The organism is Nocardioides sp. Leaf374 (genome assembly GCF_916862475.1).
Taxonomy (GTDB): domain Bacteria; phylum Actinomycetota; class Actinomycetes; order Propionibacteriales; family Nocardioidaceae; genus Nocardioides; species Nocardioides kribbensis.
Genome location: NZ_CAKASO010000004.1, coordinates 107,181 through 125,041, shown reverse-complemented (window position 1 = coordinate 125,041; position 17,861 = coordinate 107,181). Strand labels below are relative to the sequence as shown.

Genomic DNA, 17,861 nt, shown 5'->3' with positions numbered 1-17,861 from the left:
GCCCTCGTCGGTGACCGGCGCGTCGGCGGTCTTCGGCGGCGCGTGGTCGATGGCCTCCGCGACCACCGCAGGGCTCGGCACCGCGCCGGCGGCGGCGTCGGCGGAGGCCGGCGTGGCCGCCGACTTCGTGGCTGTCGACGTCTGCGGGGCAGCGGCCTTCCCCGCTCCGGCCTTCCCCTCCCCGGCCTTCCCCTCCCCGGCCTTCCCCTCCCCGGCCTTCTTCGCCGCGGACTTCGTGGCCCCGGCCTTCTTCGCCGCGGACTTCGTGGCCGGGGCCTTCTTCGCGGGGGCGGTCTTCGTGGCCGGGGCCTTCTTCGCGGGGGCGGTCTTCGTGGCCGGGGCCTTCTTCGCGGGAGCCGTCGTCGCGGGTGACTCCTCCTGGGTCGCCGCGCGCGTGGGCAGCCTGTCGCCCGGGCCGTCGGCCGGGATCTCGGTGGGCGTCGCGCCGGCCCCCATCGAGGCCGTCCTGGCCACGTCGGCCGGAGTCGCGTCGACGTGCTCGGGGTCGGCTGCGGCATCGATCGAGGTCTCGGGAGCCGCCGAGGCCGCAGTCTTCGCGGCCTTCTTGGCCGGGGCCTTCTTCGCCGGGGCCTTCGTGGCCGGGGCTGCCGGAGTGTCGGACGTCGTGGCGGCCGCGTTCGCGGTGGTGGTCTTCTTCGCGGTGGTCTTCTTCGCGGGGGCCTTTGTCGCGGGGGCCTTTGTCGCCGGGGCCGCCGGGTCGGGCACGGCGGCCTTCGTCGACGCTGTCGGCCTCGCGGAAGCCTTTGCGGTGGGGGTCTTCTTCGCGGGGGCCTTTGTCGCCGGGGCCGCCGGGTCGGGCACGGCGGCCTTCGTCGACGATGTCGGCCTCGCGGAAGCCTTCGTGGCGGCGGTCTTCCCCGCTGCACTTTTCTTCGTGGCAGTCTTCTTCGTGTCGGCCTTCCCCGCCGGCGTCCTCGCGGCGGGGGCCTTCGCGGCCGGCGCGACCGGGTCGCCGGCGACCTTGCCCGAGGCCGCGGGGGTCGGGGCGGGTCCGGCGGGCGCCGAGGTCGGTGCGGGGGCCGCCGCCTCGGTGGGGGCGGGCGCAGTGCCGGCCGCGCCCTTGCGTCCGGGCACCAGAGACGTGACGGTTCCGGCGGCCTTGCCGGCCACGTCGAGCGGCAGCTTGGCCACTCCCTTCACGGCATCTTTCACGCCGCCGGCGGCGCCGGCCGCCGCACCCGCGGCTGCGCTCGTCACCTCGCCGGTGAGGTCCTTGATCTTGCCGAGCTTCTTGCGGGCCACGTGAGCCTCCTGTGGTGTCGGTCGTGCGGTTACCGTCCGGTATACCGCCATCCGACCACCCTCGCCTCACCCCGCGGGCGACCGCCCGACGGGCAGACTGCACCCATGGCTCCGACCGACGCCGGCGCAGAGCGCCGTACCGACCTGATCGTCTCGACCCTGGGCGACGCCTTCGCGCCGCTCATGAAGGCCGACCCGACCGCGTTCCGCGGGAAGTACCGCAAGATGGCCTCCGACCCGCACGCCTTCTACCGCGGCACGGCGTGCCTGTTCTACGCCGACGTCACCGGCGACGGCGAGCACGGGGGCGACCCCTTCAGCGACGAGCGCAGCGGCCGGATCTGGGTCCACGGCGACCTGCACGTGGAGAACTTCGGCACCTACCTCAACTCCGACGGTCGCCTGGTCTTCGACGTCAACGACTTCGACGAGGCCTACCTCGGGCGCTTCGTGTGGGACCTGCAGCGCTTCGCGGCGTCCCTCGCCCTGGTCGGCTGGCAGAAGGCGCTGCCCGAGGACGACGTGCGGCGCCTGATCGGTCGCTACCTGCGGGCCTACCTCGCCCAGGTCGACGAGTACCGCCGCAGCGACGAGGACGACTTCGCCCTGCACCTCGACAACACCGAGGGCCCGATCCACGCCGCGCTGGTCGACGCGCGCCAGCAGCGTCGCGCCGAGCTCCTCGACGCCAACACCCACCGCTCCGAGGGCAGCAGGGTCTTTCTCGACGACCGCTCCGTGCGCCGCCTCGGCCAGGCCGAGCGCCGCAAGGTGGAGCGGGCCTACGCGCTCTACCTCGAGTCCATCCCCGAGGACCGCCGCTCCGACCGGGCGCTCTTCTACGACCTGCGCGACGTCGTCGGCAAGTCGGGCTTCGGCATCGGCAGCGCCGGTCTGCCTGCCTACAACCTGCTCATCGAGGGCGCCAGCCAGGCCCTCGACAACGACGTGATCCTGTCGATGAAGCAGGCCAACGTGCCCGCGATCAGCCGCTTCGTCGACACCAGCGCGGTCGAGTCCTACTTCCGGCACGAGGGCCACCGCACCGTGGTCAGCCAGCGCGCGCTGCAGGTGCACACCGACCCGCTGCTCGGGTTCACCGAGGTCGACGGCACCGGCTACGTCGTCGCCGAGGTCTCGCCCTACGAGGTCGACCTCGACTGGCGCGACCTCACCGAGCCCGACGACATCGCGCACGTCGTCGACCTGCTGGGTCGCGCCACGGCCAAGATCCACTGCGCCTCCGACGAGGACAGCGACCAGGACCTCGTGGACTTCCAGGTCGAGGAGGCGATCGCGGCCAGCCTCGAGGGCCGCCGCCGCGAGTTCACCTCCTGGGTCACCGACTTCGGGCTGTCCTACGCCGACCAGGTGCGCGACGACCACGAGCTCTTCGTGCGGGCCTTCCGCGAGGGCCGGATCGGCGTCTCCTCGACCTGATCCGCCCCGGCGTCCGCCCCGACGCCGTCGGCGTCGGGGCCGCGGTCGTTCAGCGCGCGACGATCCCGGCGCCGGCGGACGGCGTGGCCACCAGGTGGGCCGGCGCCCGGAAGCCGTCGGCCACGAAGCGGGCGTCGATCGCGCGGGCGACGGCCTCGACACGGTCGGCGGGCACCACGGCCACGCTCGAGCCTCCGAAGCCGCCACCGGTCATCCGCGCGGCCAGCGCACCGGCCTGCACCGCGGTCTCGACCGCGGCGTCGAGCTCGGGGCAGGAGATCTCGAAGTCGTCGCGCATCGAGACGTGGGAGGCCAGGAAGCAGCGTCCGACCTGACCCCAGTCGCCCGCGGCGAGGGCGTCGACCACCTCGGTGACCCGGGCGATCTCGGTGACGACGTGGCGCGCGCGTCGGCGCAGCCGCTCGTCGTCGAGGAGCTCCACGGCCTCCGCGGTGGTCTCGCGCAGCGTGGGCACGCCGAGGCGGCGCGCGGCCTCCTCGCAGTCGGCGCGGCGCGAGGCGTAGCCGCCGTCGACGAGCGCGTGGCTGACCCGCGTGTCGGTGACCAGCAGCACGAGGTCGGCCGCGGCCAGGGGGAGGGCGACGTCGCGGGTCGAGCCGTCGGCGAAGTCGACGAGCAGCGCCGTGCCCGCGGCGGCGTGGACCGAGACGGTCTGGTCCATGCCTCCGGTCGGGGCGCCGACGACCTCGGTCTCGGCGCTGATGGCCGCGGCGACCAGGCGTCGTGCGCCCTCGGGGTCGAGGCTCACCCCGAGGAGCGACAGCGCCGCTGCCCCCACCGAGCACTCCAGTGCCGCCGAGCTCGACAGCCCGGCGCCGAGGGGCACGGTGGAGTCGACGAGGACGTCGAGGCCCGTGACGTCGAGGCCGTCGCGGCCCAGCGCCCACACCACGCCCACGGCGTAGCCGGCCCAGCCGGCGTCGAGGTCGGGACCCAGGTCGGCCAGGCGGCCCTCCCACAGCCCCTCGGCCTGCAGGCTGCCGACCCGCAGCCGGCCGTCCTCGCGGGGCCGCACCGCGGCGTAGGTGGCGTGGGGCAGGGCCACCGGGAGCACGAGGCCGGCGTTGTAGTCGGTGTGCTCACCGATGAGGTTGACCCGGCCGGGCGCGCGGGCGACCACCGTCGGCTCCGCGCCGAAGCGAGCGGTGAACGCGGCCGTGAGGGTCGTGGCGAGCGCCTCGGGGGCGCCGGGGTCCAGGAACGACATGGGCGTCAGCCTATGGGAGCGCAAACATGTCCGGTGACCCCTCGCCGGCCCGGTCCCCGGGGCTGCGCGACATACTGGCTCGATGGACGAGCAGCTGATCGACCTGGCCCACCAGATGTTCGACCTGGCCCGCGAGGGCCACACCGAGCGCCTGGTGGCCTACGTCGAGGCCGGCGTGCCGGTTGACCTCACCGACGCCGCGGGCAACACCCTGCTCATGCTCGCCGCCTACCACGGCCACGCGGTCACGACCTCGGCCCTGGCCGCTCGGGGTGCCGACGTGGACCGGCTCAACGACCGGGGTCAGTCCCCCCTCGCCGGGGCGGTGTTCAAGGGCGAGGACGACGTGGTCGCGGCCCTGCTCGCCCTCGGGGCCGACCTGGACGCCGGGAGCCCCACCGCGCGGGCCACGGCCGAGATGTTCGGCCGCGACCTCGGGTAGGGGCCCGCACCGCGCCCGGTCCCGGACCCGTCGTCGGCACCGGCGCGTAGCATCGCGCCCCGTGCGCTTCCTCTCCGACGCGGCTCCGCCGTACGACCTGACCTACGACGACGTCTTCATGGTGCCCCGCTCCTCGGCGGTGGCCAGCCGCTACGACGTCGACCTCGCCACCGACGACGGCACCGGCGCCACCCTGCCGCTGGTGGTCGCCAACATGACCGCCATCGCCGGCAAGCGGATGGCCGAGACCGTGGCACGTCGCGGCGGTCTCGTGGTCGTGCCCCAGGACATCCCGATCCCGGTGGTGGCCGACGTGGTGCGCTACGTCAAGGAGCGCCACCACGTGCTCGACACCCCCATCGTGCTCGGGCGCCACCAGACGGTGGCCGAGGCGCTGTCGCTGATCCCCAAGCGCGCGCACCGCGCCGCCGTCGTGGTCGAGGACGGGCGTCCCGTGGGTGTCGTCTCGGAGGCCGACTGCACCGACGTCGACCGCTTCGCCCAGGTGGGCGACGTGATGAACACCGAGCCGGTCACCATCGCCGCGGGCAGTGACCCGCGTGCGGCCTTCGACGCCATCGACCGGGCCCGCGCGGCCGTGGCCGTCGCGGTGCACCCCGACGGCACCCTCGCCGGCGTGCTCACCCGCACCGGGGCGCTGCGCGCCACCGTCTACACCCCGGCCGTGGACGCGACTGGCGGTCTGCGGATCGCCGCGGCCGTCGGCGTCAACGGCGACGTGGCCGGCAAGGCCGCCGACCTGCTGGCCGCGGGCGTGGACTGCCTCGTCGTCGACACCGCCCACGGCCACCAGGACCGCATGGTCGACGCGCTGCGCGCCGTGCGGGCGCTCTCACCGCAGGTGCCGGTGGTGGCCGGCAACGTGGTGTCGGCTGAGGGCACCCGGGCGCTGGTCGAGGCCGGCGCCGACGTCGTCAAGGTCGGTGTGGGTCCCGGCGCCATGTGCACCACCCGGATGATGACCGGGGTGGGGCGCCCGCAGCTGAGCGCGGTGCTCGACTGCTCGGCGGCCGCGCGCGGCCTGGGGGCCCGGGTGTGGGCCGACGGCGGCGTACGCCACCCGCGCGACGTGGCGCTGGCGCTGGCGGCCGGCGCCTCGAGCGTGATGATCGGCTCCTGGTTCGCCGGCACCCACGAGTCGCCGGGCGACCTGGTGACCGACTCCGACGGCCGGGCCTACAAGGTCTCCTTCGGCATGGCCTCCGCGCGCGCCGTGGCCCACCGCACCTCGACCGAGTCGGCCTTCGACCGCGCCCGCAAGGGGCTCTACGAGGAGGGCATCTCCTCCTCGCGGATGTACCTCGACCCGGCCCGTCCGGGGGTGGAGGACCTCATCGACCAGATCTGCTCGGGCGTGCGCTCGGCGTGCACCTACGCCGGGGCCGCGTCGCTGGCCGAGCTGCGTGAGCGCGCGGTCATCGGCGTGCAGTCGGCCTCGGGATACGCCGAGGGGCGCCCGCTGGCCACCAGCTGGTGACCTGCGGGCGCCCCTGACGCCCTCGTCGTGCCGCGGGTGCCGCTCGTCAGGCGCCCGGGGTGCGCACCGGGTCGGACACCGGGTCGGCCACCGGGGCGGACGCCGCGTCGGGGTCCTTCTCGGTGGAGAGCACGAAATCGTCGCCGTGCTCGGTGACGCCGGCGACCACGGCGCTCTCGACCGCCTCGACGGCGTACTGGCGGCGGACCACCAGCGGGTCGGTCGAGAGGTCCTTCACCAGCGAGACCGCCAGTCCGATCATGACGACGACGAAGGGCAGCGCCGCCACGATCGTGATGGTCTGCAACCCGGTGAGGGCGTCGTCGCCGCCCACCAGCAGCATCACCGCGGCGACGGCACCGGTGGCCACGCCCCAGAAGACCACCGTGGGTCGGCGCGGCTCGGTCGTGCCGCCCTCCGAGAGGGTGCCCATGACGATCGAGGCGGCGTCGGCGCCGGAGACGAAGAAGATCGCCACCAGCACCATCACGACGACGCTGGCCACCGTGGCCAGGGGGAACTGGTCGAGGGTGGAGAAGAGCTGCGACTCCGCCGCGCCGTCGCCGAAGACGTCGATCCCGCTGTCCTGCAGGTCGATGGCCGTGCCGCCGAAGACGCAGAACCACAGCAGGCTGACCGCGCTCGGCACCAGCAGCACCCCGGTGACGAACTGGCGGATGGTGCGACCGCGCGAGATGCGGGCCAGGAACATGCCGACGAAGGGGGTCCAGGACACCCACCACGCCCAGTAGAAGACCGTCCAGGACTGCAGCCACTCCTGCGTCTCGGCCCCCTCGGCGCCGGTGCGGGCGGCCATCATCGGCAGGTCGCCGACGTAGCTGCCGATCGAGGTCGGCACCAGGTTGAGGATGAAGACGGTCGGGCCGACGACGAAGACGAAGAGCGCCAGCGCCACCGCGAGCACCATGTTGATGTTGGAGAGCCACTGGATGCCCTTGGCCACGCCCGAGACGGCCGAGAGCACGAACGCCACGGTGAGCACCGCGATGATGCCCACCAGCACGCCGTTGCCGACCGGACCGATGCCGGCGACGATCTCGAGCCCGCTGCGGATCTGGATCGCGCCCAGGCCGAGGGAGGCGGCGGAGCCGAAGAGCGTGGCGAAGATCGCCAGCATGTCGATGACCTTGCCGCCCTTGCCGCGGGCGTGACGGCCCAGCAGCGGCTCGAAGGCGGCGGAGACCAGCTGCACGCGGCCCTTGCGGTAGACGCCGTAGGCGATGGAGAGGCCGACGACGGCGTAGATCGCCCACGGGTGCAGGGTCCAGTGGAACATCGTGGTGGCCAGCGCCGTCTGGGCGGCCTCGGGGTTGCCCGCCTCGCCGGTGCCCGGGGGAGGGGTGGTGAAGAAGGTGAGCGGCTCGCTGACGCCGTAGAACATCAGGCCGATGCCCATGCCGGCGCTGAACATCATCGCGATCCACGAGATGGTCCGGAACTCGGGCTCGTCGTCGTCACGGCCCAGGGGGATCCGGCCGTACTTGCCCAGGGCCAGCCACAGCACGAACACCACGAAGGAGCTGGTGGTCAGCACGAACAGCCAGCCGGTGTTGGTCATCACCCAGGTCAGCGCGTCGCTGGAGGCCGAGGCCAGGGAGTCGGTGCTGACGAAGCCCCAGACCAGGAACGCGACGGCCAGGGCGGCGGTGACGCCGAAGACGGCCTTGTCCAGGCCGGGGCGGGCCGGGCGCCCCTCCTCGACCGGGCGGTCGAGGGCGGGGTGGGTCTCGACGTGCTGCGGGATCACGGCCCCCGTGGGGGACTCGAACGCGTCGCGGGCGCGCGGGGCGCGCTCGGTCTCCGCTGGTGTCGGCGTGGACTTCGGTCGCTCTTGCTGTGTCGTCACGGGTCTCGGCGCGGGGACGCCGCCTCCTCGGTCGATCGGGGCACTGGGACGGGCCCGACCCGCGCGGGGCGCGAGAATCGGACATTCGACCATGTCAGGCCGCGTGCTGCGAGCACAACCCGGCTCACCCCTGCGGGCGATGTCCGACCGGTGACGTCCGGTCAGCGGATGCCGGCGACCGGCCCGCGCCGGTGCCCCGGGGGTGTCAGCCGCGCGAGCTGCGCTCCGTGCGGCCCCGCACGATGCCGATGAAGGTCTGGATGCGCTCGTCGTCGCGGTCCAGCCGCCACGCCAGGCCCACCCGGGTCGGGGGGAGGTCGACGACGGGCCGGTAGGCGGTGTCCTTGCGTCGCAGCAGCCGCGCGACCGACATCGGCGCCAGCAGCACCCCCGTGCCGGCGGCCACGGTCTCCACCGCCTCGGGCAGGCTCATCACCGGCCACGCCAGCTGCGGCGCCTCGGGCCGCCAGCCGCTCACGTGGGGCCGCACCAACTGCTCCTCGGCCAGGTCGGCCAGCTCCACCTCGTCGACGGCCGTCACGACGTGCTCGTGGCCGACCACCACGACCGGCACCTCTTCGTAGAGCGGGATGCAGTGCAGCACGTCGCGGTCGACGGGCAGCCGCACCAGCGCCATGTCGAGCGTGCCGTCGCGCAGCCCCTCCTCCTGCTCCGGCTCCTCCACCGGCACCAGCTCGAGCGGCACGCGGGAGCGGCGGCGCCACGTCTCGGCCCACTTGTCGGGGGTGGCCCCGGTGACGAAGCCGACGCGGAAGGGGGTGGTCATGGGCCCGAGGGTACGGGTCAGCCGCTGGCCCCGAACTGCTCGACCCTGATCCCCGTCGCGCGCATCCCGGCCTCTCCGAGCAGCCGGGTGGCGAAGGAGGCGAACCCGGCCGAGCCGCACACGTAGGCCCGGTCGACACCCTCCACCAGGTCGCGCACCTCGTCGACGTACGGCGGGGCCGCCACCCGCACCGACCCGTCGGCGCCGGTGAGGTTCTCGCGCGTCAGCGCCACGAGCGCGCCGGCGGCGCCCAGCTCCTCGGCGTAGGGCAGGGCGCCGCGGGTGCGCCCGACCGCGACGACGCGGAGCCGGTCGGACACCCCGAGCCGCCGGGCGTGGCGCAGCATCGCCACGGCCGGCACGACGCCGGTGCCGCCGACGACGCACACGGCCGGCACGAGGTCGCCGGCCCCGCCCCAGGTGAACCAGCCGCCGATCGGCCCCCGCAGCTCGAGCACGTCGCCGACCTCGAGCACCTCGTGGAGGAAGCCGGAGACCTCACCGCCGGGCAGGTGTTCGACCAGCAACTCCAGGAGCGGGTCGCCCGGGTCGGAGGCCACGGAGTAGGACCGCTGGGCGGTGTAGCCGTCGTCGGCGCGCAGGCGGACCACGTAGTGCTGCCCGGGGAGGTGGTCGACGCGGTCGGCGACCTCGAGGCGCACCCGCAGCAGCGCCGTGCCCTCGTGCACGACCTCCACCACGCGGCCGGTCGTCCAGCGACCGACCGGGGCGGCCGCGGCGGAGCCGGTGCTCACGGGTCGCCCTGGTAGCGCTGCTCCAGCCACGGGTCGCCGCGGTCGTGGTAGCCGTTGGTCTCCCAGAAGCCCGGGCGGTCACGGTCCATGAGCTCCAGGCGGGTGACCCACTTGGCCGACTTCCAGAAGTACAGGTGGGGCACCAGCAGCCGCACCGGGCCGCCGTGCTCGGCCGGCAGCGGACGGCCCTCGTGCTCCCAGACCACCCACGCCCTGCCGCCGCGCAGGTCCGCCAGCGGCAGGTTGGTGGTGTAGCCGGTCGTGGCGTGCGCCATCACGTGGGTGGCGGACGCCGTGGGGCCGGCGGCGTCGAGCAGCACGTCGACGGAGACGCCGGTGAAGCTGGTCCCCAGCATCGACCAGGTCGTCACGCAGTGGATGTCCCCGTCGTACGTCGAGCCCGGCAGCGCGCGCAGCTCCTCCCAGCTCCACGTGGTCGACCGCTCGACCTCGCCGTCGACGGTCAGCGACCAGCGGGCGGGGTCGACGACGGGAGCGACCTCGGCGGTGAGCACCGGCCAGTCGCGGCCGGTGTCGTACTGCCCCGGGGGCAGGCGGTCGGGACGGCCCCGGCGCGGGCGGCCGCTGAAGCCTCGGGTGACGGGCACGGGTGCTCCTCGGACGGGTCGTGGGACGGCGAGCAGGCCCCATCCTGCCCCGCCGCCCCACGCCCGCGCCGGTGGGCTCAGCCGCCGGCGGGCACGACGTAGACCACGACCTCCTCCAGGACGTCGGTGCCGCGCACGAAGTCCAGCTCGGCAACCTCCGCCCCCACGACGAGGTCGGCGGTGCTCCCGCTGTCGTCGCCGCCGCGGCGGCGGTCCACGACGCCGTCCTCCTCGTCCCCGTCGTCGTCCCCGTCGTCCTCGGAGTCGTCGTCGGAGTCGTCGTCGGAGTCGTCGTGGTCCTCGTCACGGGTCTCGAGCTCGATCTCGGTGTCGTCGGTCACCAGCCCGGTCAGCGTGTCGGTCCCGGAGCCGACCACGAGCTCGCCCGTGACGGCGTCGAAGGAGACGATCGCCCCGACGAGGTCGTCCTCGTCCTCGTCGTGGTGGCCGTCGCCGTCCCGGTCGCCGTCGCAGGCGTCGTCGCCGTGGTCGTCGCCGTCCTCGTCGAGACGTCCGTCGTCGTCGGAGTCCTCCTCGCCGTCGGGCGTGCCGTCGTCGTCGGAGTCGGAGTCGTCGGAGCCGAGCCCGAGCTCGTTCTCGTCCTCGTCGGCGACGCCGTCGGAGTCGGAGTCGTCGTCGTCCTTGGCGCAGGGCTCGCGGGCGTCGTCCTCGTCCTCGTCGGCCACGTCGTCGCCGTCGGTGTCCTCGTCGCCGTCGAGCGTGCCGTCGTCGTCGCTGTCGTCGTCGCGCGGGTCGGAGCCGCGCGCCGTGCCGCGCAGCTCGTCGGCGTCGTCCTGGCCGTCGCCGTCGGTGTCCTCGTCGCGCGGGTCGGTGCGCTCCTGCGACTCGCGACGGTTGCTGAGGCCGTCCTTGTCGGCGTCGCCGCGGGCGTCACCGGCCTCGGTCGGGTCGAAGCCGTGACGGCGCTCGTAGCGGTCGGACATGCCGTCGCCGTCTCGGTCGCGCGGGGCGGCGTCGGCGGTGGTGGCGAGGCCGGAGACGGCGAGGACGGCGACCGCGGTCGCCGCCAGGCTGCGGGGGATCGGCATGGGGGAGCCTTCCGGGGAGTGTCGCTGGACAGGGGGCCCCCCTCCCGGTCGGCCCCGCCCGGCCCAGGGTGAGGACTTCTCCGGCAAAGCCTCACCCCGGTGCCGCCCGGGGTGGCGCGGCGCTCAGCCGTCGAGCGCCCGGCGCACGCGGGGTGCGACCTCCGTGCCGAGCAGCTCGATGCCGTGCAGGAGGTTGTCGTGCGCGAGACGGATGTTGGTCATCTGCAGCGAGATCCGGTCGACGCCGCCGAGGTCGGCGTCGATGCGCAGCATCTTCTGCGCCACCGTCTCGGGGGAGCCGATCAGGAAGGCCCCGTCGGGGGCGACCGTGGCGTCGTACTGCGCGCGTCCCGGGGCACCGAACCCGCGCTCGCGACCGATCTTGGTGAACATCTCCTGCCAGCCGGGGTAGAAGTCGTCGGCGGCCTGCTCGTCGCTGTCGCCGACGAAGCCGAAGCAGTGCAGCCCCACCTTGAGGGTGGCCGGGTCGTGGCCGGCGCGGCGCCCGGTCTCGCGGTAGAGGTCGACCAGCGGCTTGAACCGCGCGGGCTGCCCGCCGATGATCGCCACCATCAGCGGCAGGCCCAAGCCACCGGCGCGGGCGAAGGACGACGGGGTGCCGCCCGCGCCGACCCAGATCGGGAAGGGGTCCTGCACGGGCCGGGGGTAGACGCCCTGGCCGGTCAGGGCGGGACGGTGCCGGCCCGACCAGGTCACGTGGGGCTGCTCGCGCAGCCGCAGCAGCAGGTCGAGCTTCTCGGCGAAGAGCGAGTCGTAGTCGTCGAGGTCGAGGCCGAAGAGCGGGAAGGACTCCACGAAGGAGCCGCGCCCGACGACGAGGTCGATGCGACCACCGGAGACCAGGTCGAGGGTGGCGAACTCCTGGAACACCCTGACCGGGTCGCTGGCGCTGAGCACCGTCACGGCGCTGTTGAGCCGGATGTCACGCGTGCGTGCCGCGGCGGCGGCCAGCAGCACGGCCGGTGCGGAGTCGAGGTACTCGCTGCGGTGGTGCTCCCCGATGCCGTAGCTGTCGAGGCCGACCTGGTCGGCCCGCTCAACCTCTTCCAGCAGGTGGGCGACCCGCTCCTGGGGACCGATCTCGCGACCGGTGTCGGGGTCGGTGACCACCGAGACGAAGCTGTCGATGCCGATCTTCACGCCGGGACCTCTCCTGCTGCTGCGACGACGACCTTGCCCACCACGTGGCCGTCCTCGACCAGGCCGTGGGCCCGTCGCAGCGTAGCGGCGTCGAGCGGCGACAGGACGGTGGTGGCGGTGGAGCGCACACGTCCGGCGTCGACGAGGTCGGCGACGCGGTCGAGGAGGTCGTGCTGGCTGCGCTGCTGCTCGCCGCCGGTCAGCGCGCGGGTGAACATCAGCTCCCAGTGCACCGAGAGGCTCTTGGGCTTGAGCGCGGCGATGTCGAGGACCTCGGGGTCGTCGATGGCGACGATCTCGCCGAAGGGGTCGAGGACCTCGGTGTAGAGCTCGAGCTGGCCGGGCTGCTCGACGCGGCTGGTGAAGACCCAGGCGACGCCGTCGGGAGCGGCGAGGCGCACCTGGTCGAGCAGGTCGTCGGCTCGGTGGTCCACCACGGCCGCTGCGCCCAGCTGCTCCACCCAGGCCCGGGACTCGGCCCGTGACGCCGTGGCCACCACCCGCACACCGGGCAGCAGCTCGCGCACCAGCTGGAGCACCATCGAGCCGACGCCGCCGGCGGCTCCCGGCAGCAGCAGCGTGCCCTGACTGGCCTCGTGGAGGCGGAGCTTGTCGAAGAGGCCCTCCCAGGCGGTGATCGCGGTCAGCGGGAGGGCGGCCGCCTCGGCGAACCCGAGGGTGGAGGGCTTGCGCCCCACGAGGCGCTCGTCGACCGCCTGGAGCTCGGCGTCGGAGCCCTGCCGCATCAGGTGGCCGGCGTAGTAGACCTCGTCGCCGACCGCGAAGAGCTCGACCTCGGAGCCGACCTCGACCACCACGCCCGCCGCGTCGTAGCCGAGCACGCGCACCCCGTCGGGACGCTCGTCGGCGCGGTCGTCGGGGATCGCGCCGCTGCGCACCTTGGTGTCGACGGGGTTGACCGACACCGCCCGCACCTCGACGAGCAGGTCGCGCGGGCCCACCTCGGGGCGGGGCAGCTCGACGTCGACGAGCGACTCGGGGTCGGTGACCGGGAGGCACCGACGCAGTCCGACGGCGCGCATGGTCGCACCGGGAGCGGTCGTGCCGGGCGTGGTGCCGGGCGCGCTCGAGGGGTCGGGGGTGACGGCGGGGCTCTGTTCGCTCATGGCCCCGAGGATGCCCGGCGGCCGGTGAGCGCGGGTCAGCCGCCCGTCGTGGCCGGGGCCCGCCGGGTGCGCGAGCGGCGGGGTGCGACGGCCTCCGGGGCGATCAGCACGGGGCAGGTGGCGTGGTCGAGCACGGCCCGGGCGACCGGCCCGAGGTGCGACCCGACCGGCAGGAGGTGGTGCCGCCGGCCGACCACGACGAGGCCGGAGCGGCCCGCCGCGTCGAGCAGGGCCTCGACCGGCGGCTCGGGGCGCACGTGGAGCACCACCGGCACCTCGGGGAAGCCCGCGCGCAGGGGCTCGACGGCCCCCTCCAGCTCCCGGCGTGCGCGGCCCTCCCAGTCGGCGCGCACGGTGGTGTCGATGACGGGGGACCAGAGCCCACGGGCCCACCAGGAGTGCACCACCCGCAGGCTCGACCCGCGCTCGCGGGCCAGCTCGAAGGCCGTGCGCAGGAGCGGCTCGGCCTCGCCCGCGTCCTGCACGCCCACGGTGACCACCGAGGCCGCGCCGGCCGGGGGCCGTCGCCAACCGGTGGGCACCGAGGCGACGGGCACCGCGGCCCTGGCCGCCACTCCGTTGAGCGTGGAGCGGGTCAGCACGTGGTGCAGCCGACTGGTCGTGCGTCGCTCGAGCACCAGGAGGGCGCCACCGCGCCCCTGGTCGACCAGGTCGTGGACGAGCCCGCCGGAGTCCAGGCGCTCGCCGGTGACGACCGTGCCGGGCCCCCCGAGGTCGCGCGCCAGCCGGACGGCGCTGCTGACGGTGTCGTCGGCGGCGGCGTAGACGTCGGCGAGGAGCTCGGGGTAGCCGTTGGCCGCCCCCGCACGCACCACGTGCACGACGTGGACGGGGGCGTGGTGGCGCTCGGCCTCCTGCACCGCGAAGGCGACCGCGCCGGCAGCGCCCTCGGCGCCGACGGCCACGACGACGGTGTCGCCGGGCCGGCCGGGCGCGGTCTGGTCGGTGGGGCGGGTGCTGTCCATGGTGGCGGGTCCTCCCGGGTCGGTGACGGGCCTGTCCCGTCACCCCCACGCTCCTCGCGCACCGCCCGTCGCGGACCTGTCCCAGGGCCCCGGTCCGCGGGACCTTCGCCCCTGCGGGTCGGGGGCCGGCCGCGGCAGGCTCGCAGCATGGACACAGCCAGCGCACCGACCGGGCCGGCGGCTGCCGGCGAGCTCACGAGCGAGGAGTGCTGGGAGCGGCTGGCCCGGCACGAGCTGGGACGTCTGGCCTACCGGCTGGTCGACGAGGTCCACCTGGTGCCGATCAACTACGTCGTCGACGACGGGGCGCTGCTCTTCCGCACCGCGGCCGGCGGCAAGCTCCTCGCGGCGGCCCTGCACTCGGAGGTGGCGCTCGAAATCGACTGGCACGACACGTCGTCGGCGTGGTCGGTCGTGGCCCGCGGACGGCTGCGCCGCCTCGACGAGCGCGAGGAGCACCGGCTCGACGCGGAGGTGCGCCAGAGCTGGCTGGAGGGCCCGACGTACGACGTCGTGGAGCTGCGCCCCACCGTGGTGACGGGCCGCTCCTTCCAGCTGCGGGCCAGGCCCGCGGAGCTGGCCGACGCCGACTGAGCCGGCTGCCCCACCGACGGCACGGAGCCGCAGGTCCGAGGACCTGCGGCTCCGTGGTGGTGCTGGGGTGGCGCTGGGATCGTGCTGGGGTCGTCGCTCAGTCGAGGTCGAAGCGGTCGAGCTCCATGACCTTGGTCCAGGCCTTGACGAAGTCGCCCACGAACTTCTCCCGCGCGTCGTCGGCGGCGTAGACCTCCGACAGCGCCCGCAGCTGCGAGTTGGACCCGAAGATCAGGTCGACCGGCGTGGCGGTGAAGCGCACCTCGTCGGTGGCGACGTCGCGGATCTCGTAGACGTTCTCCTCCGACTCCGAGGCCTTCCAGCGGGTCCCGGGGGACAGCAGGTGGGTGAAGAAGTCGTTGGTGAGCACGCCGGGCCGGTCGGTGAGCACGCCGTGGGCGGTGCCGCCGACGTTGCCGCCGAGGGCGCGCAGACCGCCCACCAGCACGGTCATCTCGGGCGCGGTGAGGTCGAGCATGTAGGCGCGGTCGACCAGGAGCACCTCGGGCTGGGTCTTCTCCCCGGGGCGCAGGTAGTTGCGGAACCCGTCGGCGCGCGGCTCGAGCACCCGGAAGGAGTCGGTGTCGGTCTGCTCCTGGGTGGCGTCGGTGCGACCGGCGCGGAACGGCACGGTCACTTCGACCCCGGCGTCGGCGGCGGCCTTCTCCACCGCGGCGGAGCCGGCGAGCACGATGAGGTCGGCCAGCGAGACCTGGGCCCCGCCCGCGGCGTTGAAGTCGCTGCGGACGCCCTCGAGCACGCCGAGCACGCGCTCGAGCTGCTCGGGCTGGTTGACCTCCCAGCCGCGCTGCGGCTCGAGGCGGATGCGGGCCCCGTTGGCTCCGCCGCGCTTGTCGGTGGAGCGGAAGGTCGCGGCCGAGGCCCACGCGGTGGCGACGAGCTCGGAGACCGTCAGGTCGGTGGCCAGCACCGCCTGCTTGAGGCGGGCGACGTCGGCGTCGGAGACCAGCGGGCCCTCGACGTCCGGCACGGGGTCCTGCCACAGCTGCGGCTCGGCGACCTCGGGGCCGAGGTAGCGGCTGATCGGGCCCATGTCGCGGTGCAGCAGCTTGTACCAGGCCTTGGCGAAGGCCAGCGCGAACTCGTCGGGGTTCTCCAGGAAGCGACGCGAGATCTTCTCGTACGCCGGGTCCACGCGCAGCGCGAGGTCGCTGGTGAGCATGGTGGGCTTGCGCCGGGGGGCGTCCTCGGTCGGGCCGGGGATGACGTCCTCGGCGTCCTTGGCCACCCACTGGTAGGCGCCGGCGGGGCTCTTCTCCAGCTCCCACTCGTAGCCGAACAGGAACTCGAAGTAGTCGTTGCTCCACTGCACCGGGGTGCGGGTCCAGGTGACCTCGAGGCCCGAGGTGATGGCGTCGACGCCCTTGCCGGAGCCGAACTGGCTCTTCCAGCCCAGGCCCTGCTCCTCCAGCGGAGCGCCCTCGGGCTCGGGGCCCACGAGGTCGGCGTCGCCGGCTCCGTGGGTCTTGCCGAAGGTGTGGCCGCCGGCGATGAGGGCGACGGTCTCCTCGTCGTTCATCGCCATGCGGGCGAAGGTCTCGCGGATGTCGCGGGCCGAGGCCAGCGGGTCGGGGTTGCCGTTGGGGCCCTCGGGGTTGACGTAGATCAGGCCCATCTGCACGGCGCCGAGCGACTCGTGGAGCTCGCGCTCGCCGGTGTAGCGCTCGTCGCCCAGCCAGGTGTCCTCGGGTCCCCAGAAGATCTCCTCGGGCTCCCAGACGTCCTCACGGCCGAAGCCGAAGCCGAAGGTCGGCAGGCCCATGTCCTCGAGGGCGACGTTGCCGGCGAGGACCAGCAGGTCGGCCCAGGAGACCTTGGTGCCGTACTTCTGCTTGACGGGCCACAGCAGGCGGCGGGCCTTGTCGAGGTTGGCGTTGTCGGGCCAGCTGTTGAGCGGAGCGAAGCGCTGGCCGCCGTCGCCGGCGCCGCCGCGACCGTCGTAGATGCGGTAGGTGCCGGCGGCGTGCCAGCTGAGGCGGATCATCAGACCGCCGTAGTGGCCGAAGTCGGCGGGCCACCAGTCCTGCGAGGTGCGGAGCACCTGGGTGACGTCCTGCTTCAGCGCGTCGACGTCGAGGCCGGCGAAGGCCTGCTTGTAGTCGAAGTCCTCGCCCAGCGGGTTGCTCTTGGTCGAGTGCACGTGCAGGACCGACAGGTCGAGGGAGTTGGGCCACCAGTCCTTGAGGCCGTGCGGGCGTCCGCCGGTCGTCGGGGTGGGGGAGTCGATGACCGGGTTCTCGCTCTCGCTGCCCTGCGCGGTGGCGCCGTCGTGCATGACGGGGCAGCCCTGCTCGGCCTTGCGGTCGACGCCCTGGGGGCTGACCGGGGCGGTGTCGCCCTGCGCGGCGCTCTGGTCCTGGTTGTCGCTCATCTGGAACCTTTCGGGAGTGGCGGTCACTGAGGTGATGGCTGGTGGTGGTGGCTGCTGATCGGGGTCAGGCGGGGCGCGCGGCCGCGCACGCGGGGCAGGTGCCCCAGTAGACGACCTCCGCCTCGTCGACCTCGAAGCCGTGGTCGTCGGAGGCGGTGAGGCACGGCGTGTGGCCCACGGCGCAGTCGACGTCGCCGATGGCGCCGCAGCTGCGGCACACGACGTGGTGGTGGTTGTCGCCCACGCGCGCCTCGTAGCGCGCGACCGAGCCCGAGGGCTGGATGCGGCGCACGAGGCCGGCGCCGGTGAGCGCGCGCAGGACGTCGTAGACCGCCTGGTGGGAGACCTCGCCGAGGTCGGCCCGCACGGCGCTGATGAGGGTGTCGGTGTCGGCGTGGGGACGCTGGTGCACCGCGGCCAGGACGGACACCCGCGGCCTGGTGACCCGCAGCTGCGCAGCGCGCAGCCGGTCCTCGACGGTGGGTGAGGTGCTCATGCGCCTACTCTGGCGGCTTTTCTGGATCGAATCAAGATCTGGAGGCCGGTCGGCGTGTCCTCGGTCCCGACTCCGCAGGACCTTGGTCCCGACTCCGTGGCAGGTCCTACGCCGGGCGCCCCACCCGCCGATCGGGGCGTCGAGGGCACGCGAGGGCGGCCCGGGAGG

The 17,861-nt window shown here is 74.2% G+C and carries 16 protein-coding genes; 5 read left to right on the top strand and 11 right to left on the bottom strand.

Annotation, left to right across the window (positions count from 1 at the left end; all coding sequences use genetic code 11):
* Positions 1–10: 10 nt before the first annotated feature.
* Both LPA27_RS03400 and LPA27_RS03395 read left to right on the top strand, forming a co-directional pair.
* Entirely contained in the window at positions 11–1,267 is a 1,257-nt protein-coding gene (locus tag LPA27_RS03400; protein ID WP_228941498.1) for a hypothetical protein, read from the top strand.
* Positions 1,268–1,368: 101 nt separating this feature from the next.
* On the top strand, positions 1,369–2,703 hold the full coding sequence (locus tag LPA27_RS03395; RefSeq protein WP_228941497.1) for a DUF2252 domain-containing protein: 1,335 nt from the start codon (positions 1,369–1,371) through the stop codon (positions 2,701–2,703).
* Between the two features lie 49 nt (positions 2,704–2,752).
* On the opposite strand, the gene galK is transcribed toward LPA27_RS03395, so the two are convergent.
* Complete coding sequence (gene galK / locus LPA27_RS03390; RefSeq protein WP_228941496.1) at positions 2,753–3,931, bottom strand: galactokinase; 1,179 nt, start codon at positions 3,929–3,931, stop codon at positions 2,753–2,755.
* A gap of 82 nt (positions 3,932–4,013) precedes the next feature.
* Between galK and LPA27_RS03385 the strand changes: the two genes are divergently transcribed.
* Both LPA27_RS03385 and LPA27_RS03380 read left to right on the top strand, forming a co-directional pair.
* A complete protein-coding gene (locus LPA27_RS03385; protein ID WP_228941495.1) occupies positions 4,014–4,373 on the top strand; it encodes an ankyrin repeat domain-containing protein in 360 nt (119 codons plus the stop codon).
* Between the two features lie 118 nt (positions 4,374–4,491).
* On the top strand, positions 4,492–5,871 hold the full coding sequence (locus LPA27_RS03380; RefSeq protein WP_416383226.1) for a GuaB1 family IMP dehydrogenase-related protein: 1,380 nt from the start codon (positions 4,492–4,494) through the stop codon (positions 5,869–5,871).
* Positions 5,872–5,917: 46 nt separating this feature from the next.
* On the opposite strand, the gene LPA27_RS03375 is transcribed toward LPA27_RS03380, so the two are convergent.
* From LPA27_RS03375 to LPA27_RS03340, 8 genes are all read right to left on the bottom strand, one after another.
* Positions 5,918–7,639 (bottom strand): BCCT family transporter, encoded by a 1,722-nt coding sequence (locus LPA27_RS03375; protein WP_324251236.1) that lies wholly within the window; start codon positions 7,637–7,639, stop codon positions 5,918–5,920.
* Between the two features lie 304 nt (positions 7,640–7,943).
* Entirely contained in the window at positions 7,944–8,525 is a 582-nt protein-coding gene (locus tag LPA27_RS03370; protein ID WP_056864394.1) for a LysR substrate-binding domain-containing protein, read from the bottom strand.
* Positions 8,526–8,542: 17 nt separating this feature from the next.
* Positions 8,543–9,280 (bottom strand): FAD-binding oxidoreductase, encoded by a 738-nt coding sequence (locus LPA27_RS03365; RefSeq protein ID WP_228941493.1) that lies wholly within the window; start codon positions 9,278–9,280, stop codon positions 8,543–8,545.
* Positions 9,277–9,888, bottom strand: coding sequence for a sulfite oxidase-like oxidoreductase (locus LPA27_RS03360; RefSeq protein WP_228941492.1), 612 nt, complete (start codon positions 9,886–9,888; stop codon positions 9,277–9,279). The genes LPA27_RS03365 and LPA27_RS03360 overlap by 4 nt, the downstream gene beginning before the upstream one ends.
* Positions 9,889–9,965: 77 nt before the next feature.
* Positions 9,966–10,937, bottom strand: a complete 972-nt coding sequence (locus LPA27_RS03355; protein WP_056864396.1) for a hypothetical protein — start codon at positions 10,935–10,937, stop codon at positions 9,966–9,968.
* 123 nt (positions 10,938–11,060) lie between these two features.
* Positions 11,061–12,098 (bottom strand): Atu2307/SP_0267 family LLM class monooxygenase, encoded by a 1,038-nt coding sequence (locus LPA27_RS03350; protein WP_056864397.1) that lies wholly within the window; start codon positions 12,096–12,098, stop codon positions 11,061–11,063.
* Positions 12,095–13,225 carry a zinc-binding alcohol dehydrogenase family protein gene (locus tag LPA27_RS03345; protein WP_082500277.1) on the bottom strand — a complete coding sequence of 377 codons (1,131 nt, stop codon included), beginning with the start codon at positions 13,223–13,225 and terminating at the stop codon, positions 12,095–12,097. The genes LPA27_RS03350 and LPA27_RS03345 overlap by 4 nt, the downstream gene beginning before the upstream one ends.
* 35 nt (positions 13,226–13,260) lie before the next feature.
* Complete coding sequence (locus LPA27_RS03340) at positions 13,261–14,211, bottom strand: universal stress protein (protein WP_228941491.1); 951 nt, start codon at positions 14,209–14,211, stop codon at positions 13,261–13,263.
* 147 nt (positions 14,212–14,358) lie between these two features.
* Between LPA27_RS03340 and LPA27_RS03335 the strand changes: the two genes are divergently transcribed.
* Positions 14,359–14,805 carry a pyridoxamine 5'-phosphate oxidase family protein gene (locus LPA27_RS03335; protein ID WP_193660874.1) on the top strand — a complete coding sequence of 149 codons (447 nt, stop codon included), beginning with the start codon at positions 14,359–14,361 and terminating at the stop codon, positions 14,803–14,805.
* Between the two features lie 97 nt (positions 14,806–14,902).
* Here LPA27_RS03335 and katG read toward each other — a convergent pair whose 3' ends face one another.
* Together katG and LPA27_RS03325 are read right to left on the bottom strand one after the other, a co-directional pair.
* A complete protein-coding gene (gene katG, locus LPA27_RS03330) occupies positions 14,903–17,197 on the bottom strand; it encodes a catalase/peroxidase HPI (RefSeq protein ID WP_056864400.1) in 2,295 nt (764 codons plus the stop codon).
* Positions 17,198–17,261: 64 nt separating this feature from the next.
* Positions 17,262–17,693, bottom strand: a complete 432-nt coding sequence (locus LPA27_RS03325; RefSeq protein WP_056864401.1) for a Fur family transcriptional regulator — start codon at positions 17,691–17,693, stop codon at positions 17,262–17,264.
* Positions 17,694–17,861 lie beyond the last annotated feature (168 nt).

Bases quoted from the DNA above. Each gene is read 5' to 3' on its own strand.
- LPA27_RS03395 (WP_228941497.1), top strand. From the start codon at position 1,369: ATGGCTCCGACCGACGCCGGCGCAGAGCGCCGTACCGACCTGATCGTC.
- galK (WP_228941496.1), bottom strand. From the start codon at position 3,931: ATGTCGTTCCTGGACCCCGGCGCCCCCGAGGCGCTCGCCACGACCCTC.
- LPA27_RS03385 (WP_228941495.1), top strand. From the start codon at position 4,014: ATGGACGAGCAGCTGATCGACCTGGCCCACCAGATGTTCGACCTGGCC.
- LPA27_RS03380 (WP_416383226.1), top strand. From the start codon at position 4,492: ATGGTGCCCCGCTCCTCGGCGGTGGCCAGCCGCTACGACGTCGACCTC.
- LPA27_RS03370 (WP_056864394.1), bottom strand. From the start codon at position 8,525: ATGACCACCCCCTTCCGCGTCGGCTTCGTCACCGGGGCCACCCCCGAC.
- LPA27_RS03355 (WP_056864396.1), bottom strand. From the start codon at position 10,937: ATGCCGATCCCCCGCAGCCTGGCGGCGACCGCGGTCGCCGTCCTCGCC.
- LPA27_RS03345 (WP_082500277.1), bottom strand. From the start codon at position 13,225: ATGAGCGAACAGAGCCCCGCCGTCACCCCCGACCCCTCGAGCGCGCCC.
- LPA27_RS03340 (WP_228941491.1), bottom strand. From the start codon at position 14,211: ATGGACAGCACCCGCCCCACCGACCAGACCGCGCCCGGCCGGCCCGGC.
- LPA27_RS03335 (WP_193660874.1), top strand. From the start codon at position 14,359: ATGGACACAGCCAGCGCACCGACCGGGCCGGCGGCTGCCGGCGAGCTC.
- katG (WP_056864400.1), bottom strand. From the start codon at position 17,197: ATGAGCGACAACCAGGACCAGAGCGCCGCGCAGGGCGACACCGCCCCG.
- LPA27_RS03325 (WP_056864401.1), bottom strand. From the start codon at position 17,693: ATGAGCACCTCACCCACCGTCGAGGACCGGCTGCGCGCTGCGCAGCTG.